A 21,979-nucleotide genomic window follows, 5' to 3' on the forward strand; every position below is an offset into this window, starting at 1 on the left:
ATTCATTTGTCACCTATATTTTAATGTGCCAGAAACGCAGCACAATGTAGTAAACGCCGTTCTTTTCCATCCTTTCAAACTGCCCGTGCATGCGGGACATCATTCGTTTTATGCTTCGTTCACCAAGTCCAGTGCTTTCCTGCGTGTCATTTGTCTCGTTTATCGCATTGCTGATATGGATCTCAAAGATTTCTTGGTCGGATAAAAATGTGAGATTGATGTCCTTTTTCGGGTCAGCGTATTTCAGTATGTTCGACATCAGATTATCAAACACTCGGCCAAGCTCCTCGACATTCACGTTGATATAGCTGTCTGGCAGCTCTCCTAAAAGATGAACCTTAAATGTCTCTTGCTGCAAAATCGCCACCTGATCTGATAAGAGATCGTAAATGAGCTCTTTGACTGCAACTGTCTCAAGCTCAGGTTCATGTTCTTTATCAAGTAGAAAATAGGCGAACAGGTTATCAGATAGATTTTTCAATTGCAGTGCTTTTTCATAAGCACTTGCTATATATTGATCTTTACGGGTATCCGCTCCAGCCTCCTCTTTTTTCGCAAACTCCAAATTCATCATTAGCGACGTCAGCGGTGTTCTCATATCGTGTGACATTTCAGTAACCAAGCTGCGGCTCTCTTCTTGCAGCTCATCGATCGCTTGAAGCTTGTCCAAAAAAGCTTTACGAAGGTCCTCAATACTTTTGGCAATCATCGCTAATTCGTCATGCCCTTTCACTGTCATCTCATAGTCCAGCTCGCCGCCTTCAAGAATATGAATGTCTTGATGAATCGTTTGCAAGTAGCGTAAACTTTTGCGAATACCGATAAGAACAATGAGGAGAAAAATAAGCGTTGCTCCGAGCAGCTCGAGTGTAAAGGCAAGATCGTGGTAACGAGACGAATAGAAACCATCCACCATGACCCGACCTTCACCGTCGCTAAACTGAACCGGATAAGAATGATGCTCGGCGTACTGGGTCACCTTTTCTTTTCCGTACGCCGATTCATCCGCAGCCGAATAGATGGAGTCATATTGTAGCACTTCATCCTTGAAGATGGTCAAATTAATGTAATTCTCTTTTTTCACCCACTCACCAAACGCTTGTCGATCTGTTGAAGACAGCTTATTCTCAGACACATAACGACTGAATTTTTGAATATATTTAGCTGACTCCTCCTCATAATACTCGTCCGAACTCAAGTATCCGTCAATGAGCTCATTGGTGATCTTTTGCAGCGTCATAAAAACAAGACCGCTCACAATGGCAGCCGCCAAAATCAGCAATGCCAGCTTCTTAGCTAGCGTATATTTACGATGTGCCAAATCGGTATCCTCTTCCCCATTCGGTTTTGATATAGAAAGGACGTGCCGGATCATCCTCAATTTTGGCACGCAACTTTCGAATATGCACCATCACCGTATTGTTGGAACAATAGAAATAAGGCTGTCCCCACACGCTCTCATAAATATTTTGGGCTGAAAAGATTTTGTTTCGCCTGCTCATCAGCAGTTTCAACATACGATATTCTAAATCAGACAGCTTGATTTGTTGATTTCCTTTCCACACTTCATTAAATTCTTCGCTCACCCTTAGCTTGCCCCCAACAAGAAAAGTTTCTTCCTGTTCCTTCTTTTCCTGATAGACGGTGTACCTGCGTAATTGTGCAATCACTCTAGCATGAAGCTCCTCTTGTGAAAAAGGTTTTGTCATATAATCATCCCCGCCGGCAAGTAAGCCTTCGGTTTTATCGAATGTACTTGATTTGGCTGTTAGAAATAGAATTGGGACATTTGAAGAGGCTCTCATCTGCTGGCACGTTTCGATGCCTGATAGCCCCGGCATCATCACATCCAAAATCACCAAATCGAGCGAATCGTCCACAAACTTCAATGCTTGCTCGCCATTCATCGCTCTCAGCACCTCATATCCAGCACGTGTAAGGGATTCTTGCAAAAGGTCTCCAATATCCTGATCATCTTCTACGACTAATATTCGATGCGTCATGTCTCTCTCACCTCATGATACGTGATGTACTTTCTTTTATGTCTTTACTATATATCATCTAGCTATGTGAAAAGATACAGCTTAAATCTTAACAGTTTATGAAATTGACCGTTCTCCATCAATTTGTCACATTTATTTTCAAAGAAATGGATCTTCATAAATTGTTAAGAATTGGGATGTATATTGAATCATTGTAAGGATCGATGGATTGATCCGAATGACTTTTATCATAATAAGAAAAGGAGCATGGATATGAATGAAAACAAAGTAGCACACGCGATGAGTTTGAAAGATCGGGTTCATTTCTTAGACATCGTACGGGGATTTGCCTTAATGGGTATTATTTTGGTGAATTACTTTTTGATTGTGGATTCGGCGAAAGGGTTTGATCTGGGAGCAAATGATGTCTTTCACAACTTGGTGAATTGGTTCGCCTCAGGGAAATTCATTACGTTGTTCTCCTTTCTATTCGGCGTTGGTTTTATGATTTTTATGGATCGAGCTGCTCAGAAGGTGGACAGTCCGAACAAGCTGTTTGCCCGCAGACTAACCATTCTTTTAGGATTTGGCATTCTGCATTTAACTTTTGTTTGGATTGGTGATATTTTAGCGTATTATGCAGTTGCTGGCTTTTTATTGCTTTTCTTTTACAAACGCACAGCCAAAACCATCGGATACTGGTTGATCGCACTCTTTGTGGTTCAATTGCTCACGCCCTTTTTCACGTTACTGCTCAATACCGTCAATACAGGATCATCAGGCAAGCCGGACTTTGCTGATTTTGAATTAATCAGCCACAACAGTCTGACTTATTTAGCATCTATTGGTGATCGGTGGACAGATATGGTGACAATGGCTTCCGGTTCTTTTTCTACTGTCTATTCTATGTTCTTCATGTTTTTACTAGGTGTGTATTTTGTGAAAATGGCGTTTTTCAAACACATGGAGGCGAAAAAAGCGATTTGGAATCGCATTTGGATCATTTGTACAATCGCTTTTCTCATCACCCAAAGCAGTACGATCATTGTAGCAATCCATCCTTTTGAAAATACACTCTGGGTGAGCATTGCTACTGCTCTGGAACAAAACGGAGGATTAACTGGCAGTATGTTTTATATGAGTACACTTGCGATGCTGTTTCTGCACGTTCCTCAACTGCGAGGTGCTTTGATGGTCTTTACAAAAGTCGGACGGATGTCCCTGACCTGTTATTTGCTTCACTCGATCATTGGAACTCTGCTATTTCTAAAGTATGGAGCGGGGCTTGTCGATCATCTACAGCCGGCTGGAACGTTTCTCATGGCTATTGGCGTGTATGTCTTCCTTGTGCTTTTCAGTACGTTTTGGTTAAAACGGTTTAAGTATGGACCGATGGAATTTATTTGGCGTCAGCTGACGTATGGGAAGGTAAACCAAATTCCTAAAGAAAATAAAGTAAAAACGTCAAAATCTATTACGTAATAACTTCATGAAAAAAACCGATCATTCCTAGGGAAATCGGTTTTTTGTTGTAAATTTCAATATTGTTTGATGTTGATATTAAAGATAAATATTGCTTTGTTATAATCGTTTATTTTTTATCCATTAAGACTATCTCATTTAGCTTTGACAGAAATTCTTTGTAATACCCACTTTCATAGTGTGCATAACTTTTGCCGAATGGATGATTATAATGACCAACAAAAGACGTATCACGCATATCAATTATTTTTATTTTTGGTATTAAATTTAGTAAATAATGCTCCATTCTATCCCATAATATATTATTCCTTTTTATAATATCTTGATCGGGAAAATAATTGATTTTATTGTTTGAATCTAGATATTTTGTTGTTAGACGACCTCTATTCAAAATTATTTTATTTGCAGGCATTATACCTAGAAGTCTTTCTACAAATAATTTAATATTTTCTTTCCATAAATCAAAATACTCCTCATTATTTGTATGAGAAATTACATGCTTACTTTTAATTTGTTTAAAGTATTTCGTCCGAGGGAGTAAATAATTCAATGTGATATTTGCATTCTCCTTAATTTGAATAACCTCTCTACAAGCATCAACATAAAAATCTATTATTAAATACTCAGCTTTACTTTCTATTAAATTTTCAAAAAAATCCTTTTCAAAATCTGATCTGATATATTTAATATCAGAAGGTTTTAATCCACAATCAAGGAATTCACTTTCATTGAACTCCACTGGGTCAGATACTAAACTCATAATATTTGAATGAAACTGAGTATAAGAACATTTATATAGCTTTTTATAGTATGGGTTAAAATAATCTGATGTATTAAAAGCGTTTCGACTATAACAAGTACCTAATACCGCAACGTTTGTTAAATTATCTCCCGGCGCTCTATCAACATTTACCCAAATTGAATAAGATTGTGAACCATTCACAAATAAAGTAACTCTTTTATTAGATGAACTTAGCTTTTGGTTATTATTAGATGATAAAGGTATATCATAAAATAACTCATTATCTTGTCTATATCTAATAAACAAATCCCATATATCTCTGTCTTTAAAATTTGAAATCAATTCAGCTATTGAAACTTTAATATCAAAAGTTAAATTATCAGTCGTTGATATTGCCTTTTCATTTTCATTGAAGTATTCGAAGCTGTCCGCTACCTCCCCACGGAGTTTACTAACTAAACTGTACGTCATCCCACTTCCTAATTTAGGTAATTTCCCCTTAATATAAAAATGATCTTGACTCTCTAAAACAGAATCTACCAAGGAAACCATTTCTTTTTGGCTAATTCTTAATGTCACTCTATTGTGAGAAAGAGTTGATAAAACATTTATAGAATAAAAGAAATCATTAAAATCTACTTTTATATGACTGCTTTGTTCGCAAATTGTTGACACATAAACTGAATTATTGGAATTTTCTAACTTAACAAATATATCCCATAATGTATGGTTTGATAAATTATTAAAAAATTCTTTAAATTCGCCCTTAATTTGATATTTATTTTCTTTATAAATAAGCTTTGTAGAGACTTCTTGTGTATATTCTGTCAAAGAGTTATGATTTCTTTTACGCAAGCATAAATATGCTTGTAAATGTTGAATATCTATTTCATTTGATTCTATTTCTAAGATTCCATTAATTCTATTATTTTGAATTTCTAAAAAACTAATACTACTTTGAATTTCTGCAGTTTTCATAAATAAGGCCAGAGTTTTAGCACCTCTTGTTACAAATGGTATTATTTTATATAAATGGCTTTTTTCGAAAAAATGATATTCAAATGAAGAATTAACCTCTGGAAAACTTATACCCACTTTTTCATTTCCATTTACATAAAAACAGTCCCAAATAATTTCTTTATCATTCAAAGTAGAGATGTCTAGTATTTCATTTACGTTCATTTTAAATTCTGCAATTCCATTGTTTATAGCACTTTGAAAATACACCCCACCGTACAAGTTCAGATTTCTACTACTTTGTCTTTTCTGCCACAACAAAGTCATGCTGTTACTTGTTGTATCACATTTAATTCTCATTTCCATATCGCCTGTTTGTTTATTAAATATGTAAGATGCTATACTCGCATGCATAATGAAAAGTCCCCTCATAAATGGTTATTATATGACCCAGACTGATGAAAAAATATAAAACCAGTCCTTTAAGCATATGAATTTCTCCCTGACTAGTTTTATTTTACATGATAAACAATAATTTTACATTAAAATTATATTCTTTTACTAGTAGAGATAAGGCGAACTATAATAGTTCATCTTTTTCAATAGTGCTTTAACCATAAAATAACGCCTTTCTTCTCGAACTTAATCAACGACGGTATATTCCATTGGCAGTTCTTTTGTGAATGGCTTGATGAAGCCTAAACTAGTTGATCGCACTCTTTGTGGTTCAATTGCTCATGCCCTTTTTCACGATGCTGCTCAATATCGTCAGTTCAGGATCATCAGGCAAACCGGACTTTGCTGATTTTGAATTAATCAGCCACAACAGTCGGACTTATTTAGCATAGATTGGTGATCGAATGTCGTTTTTCAAACACATGGAGGCGAAAAAAGCGATTTGGAATCGCATTTTGATCATCTGTACAATTGCTTTTTTCATTACTCAAAGCAGTACGATCATTGTAGCAATCAATCCTTTTGAAAATACACTCTGGGTGAGCATTGCCACTGCTCTGGAACAAAATGGAGGATTAACTGGCAGTATGTTTTATATGAGTACACTTGCGATGCTGTTTCTGCACGTTCCTCAGCTGCGAGGTGCTTTGATGGTCTTTACAAAAGTAGGACGGATGTCCCTGACCTGTTATTTGCTTCACTCGATCATTGGAAATGTCCTATTTCTAAAGTATGGAGCGGGGCTTGTCGATCATCTTCAGCCGGCTAGTACGTTCTTCATGGCTATTGGCGTGTATGTCTTCCTTGTGCTTTTCAGTACGTTTTGGTTAAAACGGTTTAAGTATGGACCGATGGAATTTATTTGGCGTCAGCTGACGTATGGGAAGGTCATTGACAGATCGAAAACCAATACATTTCATGAGGCGAAGTAAAGAAAAAAGGCGAATGGCTACAATTCGCCTTTTTTAATATGATGAGTTTTTTGTGATTCAGAGACAATCCGTTCTCTTTCAATACTGATCCATCATTTCTTGCAATTGAGTCAAATAACTCTCTTTTAATTCATCTGGGTATTCAATTTTCACATGTTTCCCAAATGTGATCAAATAATGAGTCATATACGATAATTCTTCTTGGTTGTACCCACCCATAATATAAGGAGTATCATCAACGATCTCCAATCTCATATTTGGATAATGATTCTTCAAAAACTTTTCTTTTCCTTGTTCCGTTAATCGACATTTAAATGAGATATCATGATAAGTTTTTTCGTACTCCATCTGCATTGCTTTTAATTCTTCCTTCGTATAGGTGTCTCTGACTTCTTCTTCTATGATCAAGACCTTCATAAAGTCACATCTATAGATGCCCCACTTTTTACTTTGAACATCATATGCTTTGGTGAACCAAATCCCATTTCGATAAAACAACTCAAGAAATTGCAGCCTGATCCTTTTATTTTCATATTGAGTGTACGTCATCTTCACGATTTGATCTTCCATCATCGCCTGTAAAATTAATTCCAAATGATTCTGTTCACTAACTGGTGCGACATTATAGTAATGAATCACTTCCAAAGTCTCTGTAATCATTTGTTTTCTCTCATCAGACATTGTGGCAAACAGTTTTTGCCGAATTTGTGAGTAGGACTTTTTAAATGGAGTGGCTGACAGTAGGTCTAGCGCTTTAAGCGCGAAAAAAATAGCTTGAACTTCATCGGTATTGAAATAAATAGGCACTAATGGAGATTGATTCACCAATCGATATCCTCCATGTCTGCCAGGTTCAACATAAAAAGCTAAACCCATGGACTCTAGCTCTTCCATATCTCGCAAAGCCGTACGTTTCGATATGCCAAATTCGGATTGTAAATCCTTTAACTGAAAAGAGTGCTTATCGCTTAAAAAAATAAGTTCTTGATTTAAACGTTCTGATTTTTTCATTTTGATTTTCCTTCTAAAATAGGTGACATGTTTTGTCACCTTTATATTTTATACTCAGTTTATCAAAAGAAAAGGAGCATGTATATGCAAACATTAATCATTAACGCGCACCCTGATTTCACACATCGAGAAAGTTATTCAAACAAACTGCAAACATTGTTTTTAGAACAGTTTAAAGAAAGATTCCCTCATGAAGAACCGACAATTTTACATTTACATGAAACTGAAATTCCTCGTATCGAAAAAGACCAGCTGCTACGTATTTGGGATAAGCAAGCATCTGAACAAACATTAACAGCTACCGAAGAAAAAATCGCTGCTGCTTCCTCTGCTTTATTGGCTCAATTCAAAGCACATCATCGAATCGTGATTGTTTCACCTGTTCATAATTTTAATGTGACGTCACGTATGAAAGATTATATAGATAATATCTTAATTGCTAGAGAAACATTCAAATATACAGAAAATGGTTCAGTTGGTCTGATGACTGATGATTATCGTGTACTTTTGCTTCAAGCAAGTGGCTCAATTTTCACAAATAACGATCGCTACACACCTCTGGAATTTTCACATTACTACCTAAAAGAAATATTCCAAAACTTGATGGGCTTTCAACAATTTCATATTGTCCGAGCACAAGGAACAGCGATTTTAGAAGAAGAAACGATCTTGACAACTGCAGCTGACGATTTGTCTAAAGCCTTAGATGCGTTTTACTCACCTAGCGGGATGTAAGTTGTATTTTTTCAAAAATAAAAAGACCAAAAACGTTTGATATCACGTTTTTGGGTCTTTTATTATTAGCCGATTGAACCTTCCATTTCGAACTTAATCAAACGGTTCATTTCAACGGCGTATTCCATTGGTAGTTCTTTTGTGAATGGCTCGATGAAACCCATGACGATCATTTCTGTTGCTTCTTCTTCAGAAATTCCGCGGCTCATCAAGTAGAATAGCTGCTCTTCTGATACTTTTGATACCTTCGCTTCGTGCTCTAATGAAATGTTGTCGTTTAAGATTTCATTGTAAGGGATCGTATCAGATGTTGATTTGTTATCCATGATGAGTGTGTCACACTCGATGTTTGAGCGTGCACCCTCTGCTTTGCGTCCGAAGTGAACGATTCCGCGGTATGTGACTTTACCACCTTGTTTGGAAATCGATTTCGATACGATCGTTGAAGATGTGTTTGGTGCAAGGTGAATCATTTTTGCACCTGCATCTTGGTGCTGACCTTTACCTGCTAGGGCAATACTTAATGTCATACCACGTGCGCCTTCACCTTTTAGGATGACCGCTGGGTATTTCATTGTCAGCTTAGAACCGATGTTTCCATCAATCCATTCCATCGTTGCATTTTCTTCACATACTGTACGTTTCGTTACAAGGTTGAAGACGTTATTTGCCCAGTTTTGAATCGTTGTATAACGGCAGTAGCCGCCTTTTTTCACGATGATTTCAACAACCGCACTGTGAAGTGAGTTTGTTGTGTAAACTGGAGCTGTACATCCTTCTACGTAATGCACATGTGCGCCTTCATCAACAATGATCAGTGTACGCTCGAACTGACCCATGTTCTCAGAGTTGATACGGAAGTATGCTTGAAGTGGAGTATCTACTTTTACCCCTTTTGGTACGTAGATAAATGAACCACCAGACCATACAGCCGAGTTAAGCGCAGCAAATTTGTTGTCAGTCGGAGGAATGACTTTTGCCCAGTGCTCACGGAAGATGTCTTCGTTTTCTTTTAATGCGCTGTCTGTATCTTTAAACACAATGCCTAGATCTTCAAGGTCTTGCTTCATGTTATGATACACAACTTCAGATTCATACTGAGCAGATACACCTGCTAAGTACTTTTGCTCTGCTTCTGGGATCCCAAGCTTATCAAAGGTTTGTTTGATTTCTTCTGGTACTTCATCCCAAGAACGCTCAGAACGCTCTGATGGCTTTACGTAATACGTAATTTCATCAAAGTTTAATGCATTTAAATCTCCGCCCCATTGTGGCATCGGCATGTTGTAAAAGTGCTCAAGAGATTTCAAACGGAAATCGAGCATCCACTGAGGCTCTTCTTTCATACGAGAAATTTCTTCAACGATCTCTTTTGTTAGTCCGCGCTCTGAACGGAAAATGGAAACGTCTTTATCAGAAAAGCCGTATTTATATTCACCAACATCTGGCATTTTTTTAGCCATCCATTTTCACTCCAATCTTATGATTTGCCGTTATCTTCGGCAGATGCGCCTTTTTCAAGCGCCTTCCATGATAATGTTGCACATTTAATGCGGGCAGGGAATTTTGCCACTCCTTGCAGCGCCTCAATGTCACCAAGATCAATGGAATCGTCGTATTCTTTTCCTAGCATCATATCGGAGAAAATCTGAGACATTTTCAAAGCTGTTTCAATATCTTTCCCTTTAATCGCCTGCGTCATCATAGAGGCAGATGCCATCGAAATCGAGCATCCTTCTCCTTCAAATTTCGCATCGGTGACTTTTTCGTCTTCGATTTTCATCGTGAGACGAATGCGGTCACCACACGTTGGGTTGTTCATATCGACGACAATGCTGTCGTTTAACACACCTTTGTTTCTCGGATTTTTATAATGATCCATAATCACTTGTCTGTACAGTGTGTCTAAGTTTACATTAAAAGACATTCGTAAAATACTCCTTTGTCTTACGGAGCGCTGCAATCAGTTTGTCAATCTCTTCTTCTGTATTATACAGATAGAAGCTTGCTCTTGCAGTCGCTGATACACCAAGCCATTTCATGAGCGGCTGTGCACAATGGTGTCCAGCACGAATGGCGACACCTTCCGTATCCAGAACAGTAGACGCATCATGCGGATGGACGTCATCTAAATTAAACGTCACAAGCCCAGCTCGGTGCTGCGGTCCATAAACAGTCGCACCATCAAGCTCCTTAAAGCGTTCAAGCGCATAAGTGGCAAGCTGATGCTCGTAACGGCTGACTTCCTCCATACCAATGTCATTTAAGAAATCAATCGCTTTTCCGAGTCCAACTGCTCCGGCAATAATCGGTGTTCCAGCTTCAAATTTCCACGGAAGCTCTTTCCAAGTAGAATCATACAGATCCACAAAGTCGATCATTTCACCGCCAAACTCAGCAGGCTCCATATTATTCAAAAGGTCCTTCTTCCCGTAAAGTACACCGATGCCAGTCGGTCCACACATTTTATGCCCAGAGAATGCGAAAAAGTCACAATCTAGATCCTGAACATCAATTTGCATGTGCGGGATGCTCTGCGCACCATCGACAACGATAATAGCACCGTGATCGTGGGCAATTTTTGCGATGTCTTTAATCGGGTTGATGGTTCCTAATACGTTTGAAACATGTGTGACAGCGACGATTTTCGTTTGATGTGTGATCGTTTGCTTCACATCTTCAAGCGATAGCGTGCCGTCTTCCTGTAACGGAATGTATTTCAATGTGGCGCCAGTTGCTTTTGCTGCTTGCTGCCAAGGGATGATATTCGCATGGTGCTCCATGTGCGTAATGACAATCTCATCGCCTTCTTTGAGGTTTGCTCTAGCATAGCTGATCGCCACTGTGTTTAGTGCAGTTGTTGTACCTCTAGTAAAAATAATCTCCTGGACAGATGAAGCACGGATGAATGCACGAACTTTCTCTCTCGCACCCTCGTATGCGTCCGTTGCTCTTGTGCCAAGGGTATGAACACCCCTGTGGACGTTCGAGTTGTAAGACCGGTAATACTCATTCATTGCATCAATGACCACTCTTGGTTTTTGAGAAGTCGCTGCACTGTCCAAATACACCAAATCATGTCCGTTCACTTGCTGATGAAGGATTGGAAATTGCTCACGAACGTCTTTGATATTCATTATTTTACTTTCCTTTCAATCACAGAAACGAGCTGCTTTTTAACTCCTTCAATCGGCAGTTCTTTGACGACTGGATTTAAGAAGCCATAAATCACAAGTCTTTCTGCATCTTCTTTGGAAATCCCGCGGCTCATGAGGTAATACAGTTGAATTGGATCGACACGTCCAACAGAAGCAGCATGCCCTGCTGTTACATCATCCTCATCAATTAATAGAATTGGGTTTGCGTCACCGCGTGCTTTCTCACTCAGCATGAGAACACGTGATTCCTGTTCAGCATTTGACTTCGTTGCGCCATGCTCGATTTTACCGATTCCGTTAAAGATAGAGGATGCTTGATCCTTCATGACACCATGCTTCAAGATATACCCTTCAGAGTTTTTACCGAAGTGGATGATGCTTGTTGTAAAGTTTTCCGTTTGATTCCCGCGGCCGACAACAACTGATTTTGTATCACCGAATGTCCCGTCGCCCATAAGCTTTGTGATGTTTTCAGACACGACGTCTCCATCATTCATTAAGCCAAGCGCCCATTCGATTTTACTGTCACGGCCACTTGCCATACCGCGTCTATTCACATAAACTGTGACACCTTCTGAAAGGTTATCTACTGCACCGTAAGTGACGCGAGCATTAGCACCCGTGAACACTTCGGACACGATATTGAAGATGGCTTCTTCAGGTTTTGCTGTACTGATGTAGTTTTCTACATAAGTCACTGAACTATGATCATCTGCTACAACGATGACATGGTTGAACAAAGTCGTGTCGTCGTTTTCATGTAGGTAGACGGCTTGAATTGGCGCTTCAAGTTCTACATTTTTCGGTACATAGAGGAAAGCTCCACCATTCACTAAAGCAGCATGTAAAGCTGTTAGTTTATGCTCATCTACTTTCACTGCATCAGTCATGAAGTATTTCTTCACTAGATTGCCATGTTCACGAAGCGCTGTATGAAGATCAGTGAAGATCACGCCTTTGTCTTTCGCTTCTGTTGAAAGAGACAAGTAGGCTGGCGTTTGATCACGCTGAATGTAAACTGTCTTATCCGTGTCCTCTAAATCAATAAGAGATTTCACTTCTTCAGGAAGCTCTTCTAATGATCCAAATGGTGCACTTTCGACTGTATGCTGTTTGAAATTGGTTAAATTCCATTTAGAAATATTCGTTTTGTCAGGCTTTGGCATTGGAAGGTCTTCTGCTTTTTCAAGAGCCTGTAAGCGAAGGGAACTCATCCATGCCGGTTCCTGATGCTTCTCGGAGAAGCTTTTGACATAATCTTGATCTACTGATAATTTCGTTTCTAATGTCATCAATAATCCTCCTAACGCTTACGCTTCTTGACCAACAGTTTCGTCTTCAATTCCTAACTCTTTTTTAATCCAGTCATAGCCTTCTGCTTCTAGACGTTGTGCAAGTTCTGGTCCGCCAGATTTCACGATACGTCCTTGCATCATGACATGAACGTGATCTGGTGTGATGTAGTTCAGTAGACGCTGATAGTGAGTGATCATTAAGCAGCCGAAGCTTTCGCCGCGCATTCTGTTAATTCCTTTAGAAACCACTTTCAACGCATCGATATCAAGACCAGAATCGATTTCGTCAAGGATCGCAATTTTTGGTTCAATCATCATTAATTGAAGAATTTCATTGCGTTTTTTCTCCCCGCCTGAGAAACCTTCGTTTAGGTAGCGTTGCGCCATGTCTGGGTCCATTTCAAGGAACTCCATGTTTTCGTCCATTTTGCGGATGAATTTCATGAGAGAGATTTCATCGCCTTCTTCTCTGCGAGCGTTAATAGCAGAACGAAGGAAGTCCGCATTTGTCACACCACTAATTTCAGATGGGTATTGCATCGCAAGGAAAAGACCTGCTTGAGCGCGCTCATCTACTTCCATTTCAAGTACATCTTCGCCATCAAGCAAAATGCTGCCTTTTGTTACTTCATATTTAGGGTGGCCCATAATTGCAGCAGATAAAGTTGATTTACCTGTACCGTTTGGTCCCATTACTGCGTGGAATTCTCCACCTTTTATCTCGAGGTTTACACCCTTTAAGATTTCTTTCCCTTCAATCTCAACGTGCAAGTCCTTAATTGTTAATGTCGAAGCAGTCATATATCGATACCTCCAAAATAATCATTATTCTCAATTTATTCTCATTCTAATTTTATAACAAATTAAAAGTGAATACAACACATTCACGATAAGCGTGAGAGGATGCTCTCAAAATTCTAACAAAAAAAGCCGGTAGATAAAAGGATTTATGTCGAAAAGACTGTTTTCATAAAGAAAGGACGGGAAACTGTTCTCCCCGTCCCTTAGCTATTTAATAGCCTTGTATATTCATTTTTGCGAGCTGCCTTTTCTCATCTCGATAGGACTGCTCTCGTTTATATTCCACTTTCATCCGTAAGTCATGGTCTCTTTCGTACTCTGCATAGCTCATGCCATGAGCCTTATGCATGGCCTTTTCCATCTCGGCGGTATAATCCAATCCTAATGTACTATGGTCCGAACAAATAATAAACCATTCCCTTCTTTGAGTGTAGCTTCATTGTATCAAAGTCATGCGGCTTCACTCAAAAGGGATATAGTGCGCTATGCTGGCATATTTTCTCACACAATCGGCTGAGAAGAACTCAACTCCCTGATATGGAAATATACCGCCCTTTCCTTCCCTTAATGCGTCTGTCCTCCAAATTCGTCAATACATTGCTGAACGACAGTAATCCCTTGGCTCAATGCTGCCCCGCCGCCAAATGCTGCTGCCACGCTGACAACCTCTAGCAAATTTTCTTCTGTGGCGCCTTGGTCGAGCGCTCCCTTTGTATGATAAATCATGCAGTATTCGTCCTGTGCATGAATACTGATGCCAAGGGCAATCATTTGTTTTTCCTTTTGCGTTAATGAATCGCTCTGAAAACATTGCTCCGTGAATTCATTGAATTTTTTCCCAAACACCGGCATTTTCTTCTGAAATTCACCCATTGCGGTTTTATAATCAGTCAGCGACTGCTGCATGAATCCGCTCATATGCTGTTCATTCATCTTTATTCCATCCCTTCAGGTCATTTGTACATTTTTATTATGAGCGAGATTTGAAAAAATACACAAAAAAACCTCGCTTTGACGAAAGCGAGGTTACAGATTGTTGACAAAGGTCTAAAATGAACTTAATTTTAGACCTTTGTCTTCCTTTCAGCGTGATAGAAAACCTTTGCAGTGTAGGAAGGACGAGTACTGGAGCGGAGCGAATCCGACATTCGTGAGCACCAGCACGCAGGACTGACACCGAATGCGAGGGTTTGTCTACACGCTGAAACCTCGCTTTGACGAAAGCGAGGTTAACACATCGTTATTCAGATACCGGTAGTACAGCACCGTCATATTTTTTGTCGATGAATTCTTTGATTTTATCAGAGTGAAGAACTTCCATTAAAGTCTTGATCTTATCTGATTTTTCTTCACCTTTGCGAACCGCCACGATGTTTGCATATGGGTTGTTCTTTGTTTGCTCAAGTTCGATTGAATCGTTTTTCGGATTCAATTTATTTTGGATCGCATAGTTGACGTTGATAAACACAGCATCGCCTTCACTGTTTTCATAAGCTTTCGCTGTTAGTTCAGGAGCGATTTTTTTGAACTTTAGGTTCTTTGGGTTTTCTTTGATGTTCTTTACAGTAGCGTTGATTGTATCAACCTTTGGGTCGAGTTTGATGACACCAGCATGTTGAAGCAGGGCAAGCATACGTCCTTGCTCAGCTACGTTGTTTGTCATGATGATCGTGCCACCGTTTGGAATATCTTTTACTGATTTGTATTTCTTAGAGTAGATGCCGAATGGCTCAAGGTGAACCGCACCTGCACTCACTAGGTCGTAATCTTTGTTTGATTTATTTTCTTCATTTAAGTAAGGGATATGTTGGAAAAAGTTTGCATCCACTTCTTTTTCAGCTAACGCTTTGTTGTACATTTTATAATCACTAAGTACTTTCACTTTGAGATCGTAGCCTTTTTCTTTTAGAAGTGGTTTTGCTTCTTCAAGAATTTCGGCATGTGGTGTTTTTGAAGCCGCAACCGTAATGGTTTTGCTATCACTTGCGTTATTAGATGAACCGCATGCAGCTAAAATGCCTGCAAATGCTAGAAATAGTGCACTTAAAATCAATTTCTTCATGAATAAATCCTCCCTTATCGTTTATCAATTTTATTTGTAATCAAATCACCGATTATTTGAATAATAAAGACGATGATGAGAATAAACACAGTGGCAAAAAGTGTGACATCTGTATTACCAGATTGGTATCCTTCCACATAAGCAAGGTCACCAAGTCCGCCTGCTCCAATTGCACCTGCAATCGCAGTTGAGCCAATTAAAGCAATCGCTGTTACGGTAATACCTGAAATGAGGGCTGGCAATGATTCTGGCAGCAATACTTTGAATATGATGGTCGATGTTTTCGCTCCCATTGAGCGTGCTGCTTCAATGACTCCTTTGTCTACCTCACGCAGTGCAATTTCGACAAGACGTGCATAGAATGGAGCTGACCCAATGACAAGGGCAGGCAGTGCTGCATTTGGACCTAGAATTGTATGCATTAAGAATTTCGTGAACCCTAATAAAAGAATAATTAAAATGATAAAAGGAATCGATCTGAAAATGTTGACGACTCCACCGATGACAGCATTGATCGGTTTATTTTCCCAAAGACCACCTTTTCCTGTAAGGAAAAGCAGGAGTCCAAGAATAATTCCGATCACAAAGGCAAACGCCAATGAAATGAGTGTCATATAGACCGTTTCGCCCGTTGCATTCCAAATGACTTCTAAATCAACGTTCGGAAACCATTTCTCAAACATGTGTCATCACCTCAATTTCAACCTGTTTGCTTTGGATATAGGCGATGGCTTTTTCTACCTCAGTCTCTTCTCCATTAATATGGATAAAGAGTGTTCCAAACGCGCCTTCCTGCGTTTGAGAAATCTTTCCTTGAAGGATATTTACATCGACCTTGAAGGATCGAATGATTTCAGTGATGAGCGGTTGCTCGGCAGAATCGCCAATAAAGGACAACCGTACGACCTGACCTTCTTTTACGCGCTCTAAGACGTGTTCGATTGTTTCTTTCGCTTCCTCTGGTTCAGCAAGCTGCTGGACGAATCGCTTCGTCATTTCTTCCTTCGGCTGTCTGAAAACGCGTAATACCTCGCCTTCTTCGACAATGCGTCCATTCTCCATCACCGCCACGCGATGACAAATTTTGCGAATGACATGCATTTCGTGTGTAATCAGCACAATCGTCAGTCCAAGTCGTTTATTGATATTTGCCAAAAGATCAAGGATAGAATCCGTTGTTTGCGGATCAAGTGCTGACGTTGCTTCGTCACAAAGAAGAACCTTTGGATCATTTGCTAATGCTCTCGCAATCCCCACACGCTGTTTTTGTCCGCCGCTAAGCTGAGACGGATACGCATTTTCTTTTCCTTCTAAACCGACTAATTTAATCAGTTCATTCGCACGCTCTCTCCGTTTCGATGTCGGTACACCTGCGATCTCAAGTGGGAACATAATATTTTGTCTCACTGTTCTTGACCAAAGTAGGTTAAAGTGCTGGAAAATCATGCTGATTTCTTGTCTTGCTTTCCGAAGTTTCGCATTCGATACTTCATTGATCCGGTTGCCTGCCACTTCGACAATTCCTTCTGTTGGCAGCTCCAGACCGTTTAATAGGCGAATCAGCGAGCTTTTTCCGGCACCGCTATACCCAATAATTCCGAATATTTCACCTTTACCAATATCCAAGTTGACGTCTTTCACAGCATCAACATTTCCGCTTTTTGAATGATACGTTTTTGATACATTCTGTAAATGGATCACAGTCTGTTCACCTGCTTTCTTGCTGAATCTATAGGTTGCCATCACATACATTATTTATTCTTCCTGATGCCATGCTCCGCGCCTGGCTTGAGGTCAGTAAAAAAGACCCAACTGCAATGCAAGCAGAAAGGCCTTTTATGTTCAATACGCCTTTCTCTCATCTTTCAAAGCATTGCGGCTTTGAGTGAATTGGCACCAATTTCAGCTATGCTGACGGTTGCCGGGTTTCATAGGGCACGTCCCTCCACCTCTCTTAATAAGAGAAAATATGTTGTTTTATGTGATGTTCATGTTTTTACTAACGTAGAATATCATGCTACCCGAGATATGTCAACGCTGTAAATCGCTAATTTCCTAGTAAACGACTACGTTATCATTTTTCGAAAAAAACCGTTCGTCAGCCAGAGCACCGCCTCTAGTCTTAGGAGCGCGCGGAATGACCCTTTTACTTTCACTTGTCCCCTGCTAATTAACTGCTGTAAGGACATATCTCCATCTAATAATTGTAGTATTTCTTTTCTCTCACCATAAAAGATGAGATCCGATAACTCAATTGCAGGTAGTTTCTTCACTTCACCACGCTCATCCACAATCAATGTACAAGAGTCAGTTTCCGCCTCAAATGTAATCTTCAAGGATGATGATGAGAGCAGCGGTTTTAGCAATAAGCGCTGCCCTTTGTTACCATGGGTTTTCACTTTTTCCACATGTATAACCTCCCTGTCATTTGGTTATACATAACATTTCTCTACAAACATTCCCTTGTCCTTTATAAATAACTCGACAAATTTTCAGATGAATTGCTTGAAATATGACAAAAAACCGCTTTATTTAGCGGTTTCAATCATTTCATGAAGATATGGAACAGAGTGAAAGGCATAGCCTTTTTGCACCAGTTCGCCTTTTTTAAACAGTAGAAAGCAAGGAACGCTTTCGATCTCAAAAGCCTTCGCAAAGCCTGGTGAGTAGTTTAAGTTATTTTCGTAAAAAGGTACATCCGGCTGCATGGTGTCTACGACCGCAAGCATTTTCTTTGCCAGCTGGCATGTTCCGCAAAACGGTGTATATAAGTATAAAAGAAATAAATCGTCCTTTATTTCCTTGAAATCATGTTCTTCAATCTCTTTCATATACGTCCACCCTCATAAATATTTCGAATGAACATCAATGTTTGCAGCTAATAGGATAGATGCAATGTGGGCTGACGGTGAAGCGGCCACTTCGCGGTACGTTCTGTCGACAAAAAGATGAAGCGCTTCAGGGAATTCTTTTCGAAATTGCTTCCGCAGTTTGTCGCCTGCATCGTCACTGTCTGCTAATATGTAAACGTCTTTCCCCAATAATTCGTCTACGAGCTGATCCAGCTTCGATGTACTGATCGTGCCATTGGTGCAAATGATGGTAACAGGTTCACTTATGACTTCTTTTAGCTTTTGTTTGTCTGTTTTACCTTCTACTATGATGACCTTTTCTACCTCTACATTCATCACGATCACCCGGCCCTTTTGACATTGTTCAGTTCTCCCTTAGATTACAATCTTTCATCGAGGTTGTAAAGATTGGGCACTTGCACTAAAAAGACTGCAGCTTATGCTCACTGCAGCCTCATCTGTGATTAGCACCAGCCATTTTCATCATCACAGTCTACATATTTTTCTGTCCCGTGGGTCAATGTATCCGTCAGACGATAAAAACGATTTTGATCATAGGAATAACCTGATTTTAACTCATATTGGTTTTCACTAATCATCGTGCCAATCTCTTCATTTTGATGATACAGCACCATGCCGCTTTCTTTGAATCGCCCTGTGACATGATCTGTTATATCCACCTGTTCTTTTTGAAAAGACAAATTGGACACCCCCCATAAAGGTAGAGTGTCCAATTTCACGTGAATTAGTCTTCTTTTGTCATTTCTTCATATTGCTCAGCAGTCATCAAGTTCTCAATTTCAGATGTATCAGCTGGCTCTACCACGATCATCCATGCTTTTTCGTATGGAGAGTCGTTGACGAATTCAGGGCTGTCATCCAGCTCATCGTTCACTTCAACAATTGTACCGTTGATCGGTGCGTAAAGCTCAGAAACTGTTTTCACTGATTCTACACTTCCGAAAGGCTCGTCCGCTGTAATTTTGTCTCCTACTTCAGGAAGCTCAACGAACACGATATCGCCTAGCTCAGATTGAGCAAAATGCGTAATACCGATACGCACCTTTTCCCCTTCTACTTTGACCCATTCATGTTCTTCTGAATAACGTAAATCTTTTGGTGTGCTCATTCAATACCCCTCCAGTCTTTTCTTTCAATCTATATTGAAGATACCACAATCTGAATGAAAGTTACATCATTTCCAGACGCTTTTAAATGTATCTTCATTAAATCCAATCGTGACTCGTTTACCGTCTGTTGTAATCGGACGCTTGATCAGCATTCCATTAGATGCGAGTAATTCTAGCTGCTCGTCCTCTGACATTGCAGGAAGTTGATCTTTCAGCTGTAGCTCTCGGTATTTCTGTCCACTTGTATTAAAGAACTTCTTCAACTCTAAGCCGCTTTTTTCGTAAAGGGCTTTTAATGTTTCTTTATTAGGCGTCTCTTCGACGATATGTATGCTGTTGATGTCTTTATTGTGTTCTTCCAGCCATTTTTTTGCTTTTCGGCATGTACCGCAAGATGGGTATTCATAAAAATCTAAAGCCACCATTTTCACCTCCTGCAAATAGTGACAACATTTTATCACAAAATATTTTAAAAACCTAAATGTATGCTTACAAAAAGGTGCAGAAAGAAGACAAAGGGCTAAAATAAAGATCATTTTAGCCCTTTGTCAACAATCTGAGGTGCGGAATGATATCCGCAAATTTCAGCCGTCTTATACGATATATTTCTCTACTTCAAAGATTCGTTTCGCCACTTCGCGCTTTTTGGCGATGACATTGATCGGGGTGAATCTTGTCAGTTTGCGAAGAGCTGAAAGACTCATGCGGAGTGCATCTCCTTCTTCCATCGCGATTAAGGATTCTTTTGCATGGGCTTCAATTTTTAAGAAGGCCTCCTGCGTGAATATTTGTGTGTAAGCAAGCTTTTGATTATTCTTATCTAGCCCTGATGCAGCGATTGCCTTTTCAGTACGCAGAATCGCCGATTCAGCAGCAAAAATTTCATTGACGATATCCGCTATGTTCACAAGAATCTCTTGCTCTTTGTCTAACGCTTTTCCATACTTCATCGCCGCCATTCCAGATACCATTAAGGCGATCTTTTTCGCATGGGCAAGCAAATATTTTTCTTGATCGAGCGGCTGATCACCCGGCTCTTCCGGCATCATCATCATGAGCTCTTCCTGTAAGGTTTGCGCCTTTTGAAGAAGCGGAAGCTCTCCCTTCATCGCTTTCTTCAGGAATGTGCCTGGGACTAGCAGACGGTTGATTTCGTTTGTCCCTTCAAAAATACGGTTAATCCGGGAGTCACGATAGGCTCTTTCGACCTCGTATTCTTGCATGAATCCATATCCGCCGTGAATCTGCACACCCTCATCCGCAATATAGTCTAAAGTTTCAGAGCCAAGCACTTTACAAAGAGAGCATTCAATGGCATATTCTGCAATGGACTGGGCAATTTGTTTGCCGTCCTTTTGGTCTTCTTCACTTAATAGACCCATACGCTGTTCAAATAATCCGACTGTGCGGTAAACAGCACTTTCCATCGCATAGAGCTTTGCCGACATGTTGGCTACTTTTTCACCAATTAAGCTAAATCGAGAAATGGGCGTTTGGAATTGCTTACGCTGGTTTGCGTATTCTGCCGATAATTGAATGACACGTTTTGACGCGCCAACTGTCCCGACAGCCAGCTTGTAGCGTCCGATATTTAAAATGTTAAAGGCAATGACATGACCTCTGCCAGCCTCACCTAGTAAATTCTCTTTTGGCACTTGAGCATCCTCAAGGATTAACGTTCTCGTTGAGGACCCTTTAATGCCCATCTTTTTCTCTTCAGGTCCCGTTTTGACACCAGGGAAATCCTTTTCTACGATAAAAGCAGAGAAGTGTTCACCATCAATTTTCGCATATACGACAAAGACGTCGGCAAATGCGGAGTTTGTGATCCACTGTTTTTCCCCATTCAACACATAATGGGTTCCGGCTTCATTTAACACCGCAGTTGTCTTTGCTCCAAGAGCGTCAGAGCCTGATCCTGGTTCAGTTAGGGCATACGCCGCTATCGTTTCTCCAGAAGCAAGTCCTGGCAGATACGTTTCCTTTTGCGCTTGGTTTCCGAACAGTACGATTGGCAGAGATCCAATGCCGACATGGGCGCCATAGGAAAGCGAGAAGCTCCCTGCTCTGGAGAATTTCTCGGTAATAATAGCTGAACTGATTTTATCTAATCCAAGCCCTCCGAATTCTTCAGGCACGTCGGCTCCTAGCAGCCCAAGCTCTCCAGCCTTTTTAAGAAGCCTGACGGAATGCTCAAATTCATGCTTTTCAATTTGATCTATATATGGAACAACGTCTTGTAAAATATAATCCTCTGTTGTCTTTCCAATCATTTGATGCTCATCAGAGAAATCCTCTGGTGTAAAGATATGCTCATAATTCGTCTCATCAATTAAGAAGCTTCCACCCTTTTTTACCTCTTCCATTGCTTTCATTCTGTTTTC

At 39.9% G+C, this 21,979-nt stretch carries 23 protein-coding genes, 1 pseudogene and 1 riboswitch; of the genes and pseudogenes, 3 read left to right on the forward strand and 21 right to left on the reverse strand.

Annotation, left to right across the window (positions count from 1 at the left end; all coding sequences use genetic code 11):
* Positions 1–13: 13 nt before the first annotated feature.
* A complete protein-coding gene (locus MKX52_RS14725) occupies positions 14–1,321 on the reverse strand; it encodes a HAMP domain-containing sensor histidine kinase (protein ID WP_342490931.1) in 1,308 nt (435 codons plus the stop codon).
* A complete protein-coding gene (locus MKX52_RS14730; RefSeq protein ID WP_144470533.1) occupies positions 1,308–2,003 on the reverse strand; it encodes a response regulator transcription factor in 696 nt (231 codons plus the stop codon). Before MKX52_RS14730 ends, MKX52_RS14725 begins: the two co-directional genes overlap by 14 nt.
* Before the next feature lie 252 nt (positions 2,004–2,255).
* Here MKX52_RS14730 and MKX52_RS14735 point away from each other — a divergent pair, with 252 nt between their 5' ends.
* The gene (locus MKX52_RS14735) at positions 2,256–3,464 is read left to right on the forward strand and encodes a DUF418 domain-containing protein (protein WP_342490932.1); all 1,209 of its coding nucleotides are present in this window, start codon (positions 2,256–2,258) and stop codon (positions 3,462–3,464) included.
* Positions 3,465–3,573: 109 nt separating this feature from the next.
* Here the strand turns inward: MKX52_RS14735 and MKX52_RS14740 are convergent, their stop codons facing one another.
* Complete coding sequence (locus tag MKX52_RS14740) at positions 3,574–5,577, reverse strand: DUF6270 domain-containing protein (protein WP_342490933.1); 2,004 nt, start codon at positions 5,575–5,577, stop codon at positions 3,574–3,576.
* Between the two features lie 347 nt (positions 5,578–5,924).
* Here MKX52_RS14740 and MKX52_RS14745 point away from each other — a divergent pair.
* Positions 5,925–6,551 (forward strand): annotated as a pseudogene (locus tag MKX52_RS14745) (DUF418 domain-containing protein); the annotation flags it as partial.
* A gap of 78 nt (positions 6,552–6,629) precedes the next feature.
* Here the strand turns inward: MKX52_RS14745 and MKX52_RS14750 are convergent.
* Complete coding sequence (locus tag MKX52_RS14750; protein WP_342490934.1) at positions 6,630–7,562, reverse strand: WYL domain-containing protein; 933 nt, start codon at positions 7,560–7,562, stop codon at positions 6,630–6,632.
* An 84-nt stretch (positions 7,563–7,646) separates the two neighbouring features.
* Here MKX52_RS14750 and MKX52_RS14755 point away from each other — a divergent pair, with 84 nt between their 5' ends.
* Positions 7,647–8,297, forward strand: coding sequence for an NAD(P)H-dependent oxidoreductase (locus tag MKX52_RS14755; protein WP_342490935.1), 651 nt, complete (start codon positions 7,647–7,649; stop codon positions 8,295–8,297).
* A gap of 65 nt (positions 8,298–8,362) precedes the next feature.
* On the opposite strand, the gene sufB is transcribed toward MKX52_RS14755, so the two are convergent.
* The 17 genes from sufB to MKX52_RS14840 all read right to left on the reverse strand — a co-directional run bounded on the left by sufB (position 8,363) and on the right by MKX52_RS14840 (position 21,970).
* Positions 8,363–9,760, reverse strand: coding sequence for a Fe-S cluster assembly protein SufB (sufB, locus tag MKX52_RS14760; RefSeq protein WP_007500362.1), 1,398 nt, complete (start codon positions 9,758–9,760; stop codon positions 8,363–8,365).
* 17 nt (positions 9,761–9,777) lie between these two features.
* Complete coding sequence (gene sufU / locus MKX52_RS14765) at positions 9,778–10,224, reverse strand: Fe-S cluster assembly sulfur transfer protein SufU (RefSeq protein WP_012011181.1); 447 nt, start codon at positions 10,222–10,224, stop codon at positions 9,778–9,780.
* Positions 10,214–11,434 (reverse strand): cysteine desulfurase, encoded by a 1,221-nt coding sequence (locus MKX52_RS14770; RefSeq protein WP_342490936.1) that lies wholly within the window; start codon positions 11,432–11,434, stop codon positions 10,214–10,216. The genes sufU and MKX52_RS14770 overlap by 11 nt, the downstream gene beginning before the upstream one ends.
* Positions 11,434–12,747: a Fe-S cluster assembly protein SufD gene (gene sufD, locus MKX52_RS14775; protein ID WP_342490937.1), complete on the reverse strand. Its 1,314-nt coding sequence runs from the start codon at positions 12,745–12,747 to the stop codon at positions 11,434–11,436. Before sufD ends, MKX52_RS14770 begins: the two co-directional genes overlap by 1 nt.
* Before the next feature lie 18 nt (positions 12,748–12,765).
* The gene (gene sufC / locus MKX52_RS14780) at positions 12,766–13,551 is read right to left on the reverse strand and encodes a Fe-S cluster assembly ATPase SufC (RefSeq protein WP_003213654.1); all 786 of its coding nucleotides are present in this window, start codon (positions 13,549–13,551) and stop codon (positions 12,766–12,768) included.
* Positions 13,552–13,762: 211 nt separating this feature from the next.
* Positions 13,763–13,900, reverse strand: a complete 138-nt coding sequence (locus MKX52_RS14785) for a hypothetical protein (protein WP_162835676.1) — start codon at positions 13,898–13,900, stop codon at positions 13,763–13,765.
* A 215-nt stretch (positions 13,901–14,115) separates the two neighbouring features.
* Positions 14,116–14,484 carry a carboxymuconolactone decarboxylase family protein gene (locus tag MKX52_RS14790; RefSeq protein ID WP_342490938.1) on the reverse strand — a complete coding sequence of 123 codons (369 nt, stop codon included), beginning with the start codon at positions 14,482–14,484 and terminating at the stop codon, positions 14,116–14,118.
* A 307-nt stretch (positions 14,485–14,791) separates the two neighbouring features.
* A complete protein-coding gene (metQ, locus tag MKX52_RS14795) occupies positions 14,792–15,613 on the reverse strand; it encodes a methionine ABC transporter substrate-binding lipoprotein MetQ (RefSeq protein WP_012011185.1) in 822 nt (273 codons plus the stop codon).
* Positions 15,614–15,627: 14 nt separating this feature from the next.
* Positions 15,628–16,296 (reverse strand): methionine ABC transporter permease, encoded by a 669-nt coding sequence (locus tag MKX52_RS14800; protein WP_342490939.1) that lies wholly within the window; start codon positions 16,294–16,296, stop codon positions 15,628–15,630.
* Positions 16,289–17,314: a methionine ABC transporter ATP-binding protein gene (locus MKX52_RS14805; protein WP_342491896.1), complete on the reverse strand. Its 1,026-nt coding sequence runs from the start codon at positions 17,312–17,314 to the stop codon at positions 16,289–16,291. The genes MKX52_RS14800 and MKX52_RS14805 overlap by 8 nt, the downstream gene beginning before the upstream one ends.
* A 154-nt stretch (positions 17,315–17,468) precedes the next feature.
* Positions 17,469–17,577: riboswitch (SAM riboswitch) on the reverse strand.
* Between the two features lie 102 nt (positions 17,578–17,679).
* Positions 17,680–18,021, reverse strand: coding sequence for an SCP2 sterol-binding domain-containing protein (locus MKX52_RS14810; RefSeq protein ID WP_012011189.1), 342 nt, complete (start codon positions 18,019–18,021; stop codon positions 17,680–17,682).
* Between the two features lie 120 nt (positions 18,022–18,141).
* Positions 18,142–18,444: a thioredoxin family protein gene (locus MKX52_RS14815; RefSeq protein WP_012011190.1), complete on the reverse strand. Its 303-nt coding sequence runs from the start codon at positions 18,442–18,444 to the stop codon at positions 18,142–18,144.
* A gap of 12 nt (positions 18,445–18,456) precedes the next feature.
* Positions 18,457–18,801 carry a toprim domain-containing protein gene (locus tag MKX52_RS14820; protein ID WP_034660691.1) on the reverse strand — a complete coding sequence of 115 codons (345 nt, stop codon included), beginning with the start codon at positions 18,799–18,801 and terminating at the stop codon, positions 18,457–18,459.
* A gap of 128 nt (positions 18,802–18,929) precedes the next feature.
* Positions 18,930–19,166: a YusG family protein gene (locus MKX52_RS14825; RefSeq protein ID WP_034659913.1), complete on the reverse strand. Its 237-nt coding sequence runs from the start codon at positions 19,164–19,166 to the stop codon at positions 18,930–18,932.
* Between the two features lie 44 nt (positions 19,167–19,210).
* Positions 19,211–19,594 carry a glycine cleavage system protein GcvH gene (gene gcvH / locus MKX52_RS14830; protein ID WP_012011193.1) on the reverse strand — a complete coding sequence of 128 codons (384 nt, stop codon included), beginning with the start codon at positions 19,592–19,594 and terminating at the stop codon, positions 19,211–19,213.
* Positions 19,595–19,660: 66 nt separating this feature from the next.
* On the reverse strand, positions 19,661–20,017 hold the full coding sequence (locus tag MKX52_RS14835; protein ID WP_144457141.1) for an arsenate reductase family protein: 357 nt from the start codon (positions 20,015–20,017) through the stop codon (positions 19,661–19,663).
* A gap of 171 nt (positions 20,018–20,188) precedes the next feature.
* On the reverse strand, positions 20,189–21,970 hold the full coding sequence (locus tag MKX52_RS14840) for an acyl-CoA dehydrogenase family protein (RefSeq protein ID WP_342490940.1): 1,782 nt from the start codon (positions 21,968–21,970) through the stop codon (positions 20,189–20,191).
* Positions 21,971–21,979: the final 9 nt, after the last annotated feature.

Source organism: Bacillus sp. FSL R5-0422 (genome assembly GCF_038610765.1).
In the GTDB taxonomy this organism is placed as follows: Bacteria; Bacillota; Bacilli; order Bacillales; family Bacillaceae; genus Bacillus; species Bacillus pumilus_O.

What these genes read in the sequence shown, in the direction of transcription:
- MKX52_RS14755 (WP_342490935.1), top strand. Translation starts at nt 7,647, where the DNA reads ATGCAAACATTAATCATTAACGCGCACCCTGATTTCACACATCGAGAA.
- MKX52_RS14735 (WP_342490932.1), top strand. Translation starts at nt 2,256, where the DNA reads ATGAATGAAAACAAAGTAGCACACGCGATGAGTTTGAAAGATCGGGTT.
- MKX52_RS14730 (WP_144470533.1), bottom strand. Translation starts at nt 2,003, where the DNA reads ATGACGCATCGAATATTAGTCGTAGAAGATGATCAGGATATTGGAGAC.
- MKX52_RS14785 (WP_162835676.1), bottom strand. Translation starts at nt 13,900, where the DNA reads ATGCATAAGGCTCATGGCATGAGCTATGCAGAGTACGAAAGAGACCAT.
- MKX52_RS14815 (WP_012011190.1), bottom strand. Translation starts at nt 18,444, where the DNA reads ATGAAAGAGATTGAAGAACATGATTTCAAGGAAATAAAGGACGATTTA.
- sufB (WP_007500362.1), bottom strand. Translation starts at nt 9,760, where the DNA reads ATGGCTAAAAAAATGCCAGATGTTGGTGAATATAAATACGGCTTTTCT.
- MKX52_RS14750 (WP_342490934.1), bottom strand. Translation starts at nt 7,562, where the DNA reads ATGAAAAAATCAGAACGTTTAAATCAAGAACTTATTTTTTTAAGCGAT.
- MKX52_RS14740 (WP_342490933.1), bottom strand. Translation starts at nt 5,577, where the DNA reads ATGCATGCGAGTATAGCATCTTACATATTTAATAAACAAACAGGCGAT.
- sufC (WP_003213654.1), bottom strand. Translation starts at nt 13,551, where the DNA reads ATGACTGCTTCGACATTAACAATTAAGGACTTGCACGTTGAGATTGAA.
- MKX52_RS14800 (WP_342490939.1), bottom strand. Translation starts at nt 16,296, where the DNA reads ATGTTTGAGAAATGGTTTCCGAACGTTGATTTAGAAGTCATTTGGAAT.
- metQ (WP_012011185.1), bottom strand. Translation starts at nt 15,613, where the DNA reads ATGAAGAAATTGATTTTAAGTGCACTATTTCTAGCATTTGCAGGCATT.
- MKX52_RS14840 (WP_342490940.1), bottom strand. Translation starts at nt 21,970, where the DNA reads ATGAAAGCAATGGAAGAGGTAAAAAAGGGTGGAAGCTTCTTAATTGAT.
- gcvH (WP_012011193.1), bottom strand. Translation starts at nt 19,594, where the DNA reads ATGAGCACACCAAAAGATTTACGTTATTCAGAAGAACATGAATGGGTC.
- MKX52_RS14770 (WP_342490936.1), bottom strand. Translation starts at nt 11,434, where the DNA reads ATGAATATCAAAGACGTTCGTGAGCAATTTCCAATCCTTCATCAGCAA.
- MKX52_RS14820 (WP_034660691.1), bottom strand. Translation starts at nt 18,801, where the DNA reads ATGAATGTAGAGGTAGAAAAGGTCATCATAGTAGAAGGTAAAACAGAC.
- sufU (WP_012011181.1), bottom strand. Translation starts at nt 10,224, where the DNA reads ATGTCTTTTAATGTAAACTTAGACACACTGTACAGACAAGTGATTATG.
- sufD (WP_342490937.1), bottom strand. Translation starts at nt 12,747, where the DNA reads ATGACATTAGAAACGAAATTATCAGTAGATCAAGATTATGTCAAAAGC.
- MKX52_RS14790 (WP_342490938.1), bottom strand. Translation starts at nt 14,484, where the DNA reads ATGAATGAACAGCATATGAGCGGATTCATGCAGCAGTCGCTGACTGAT.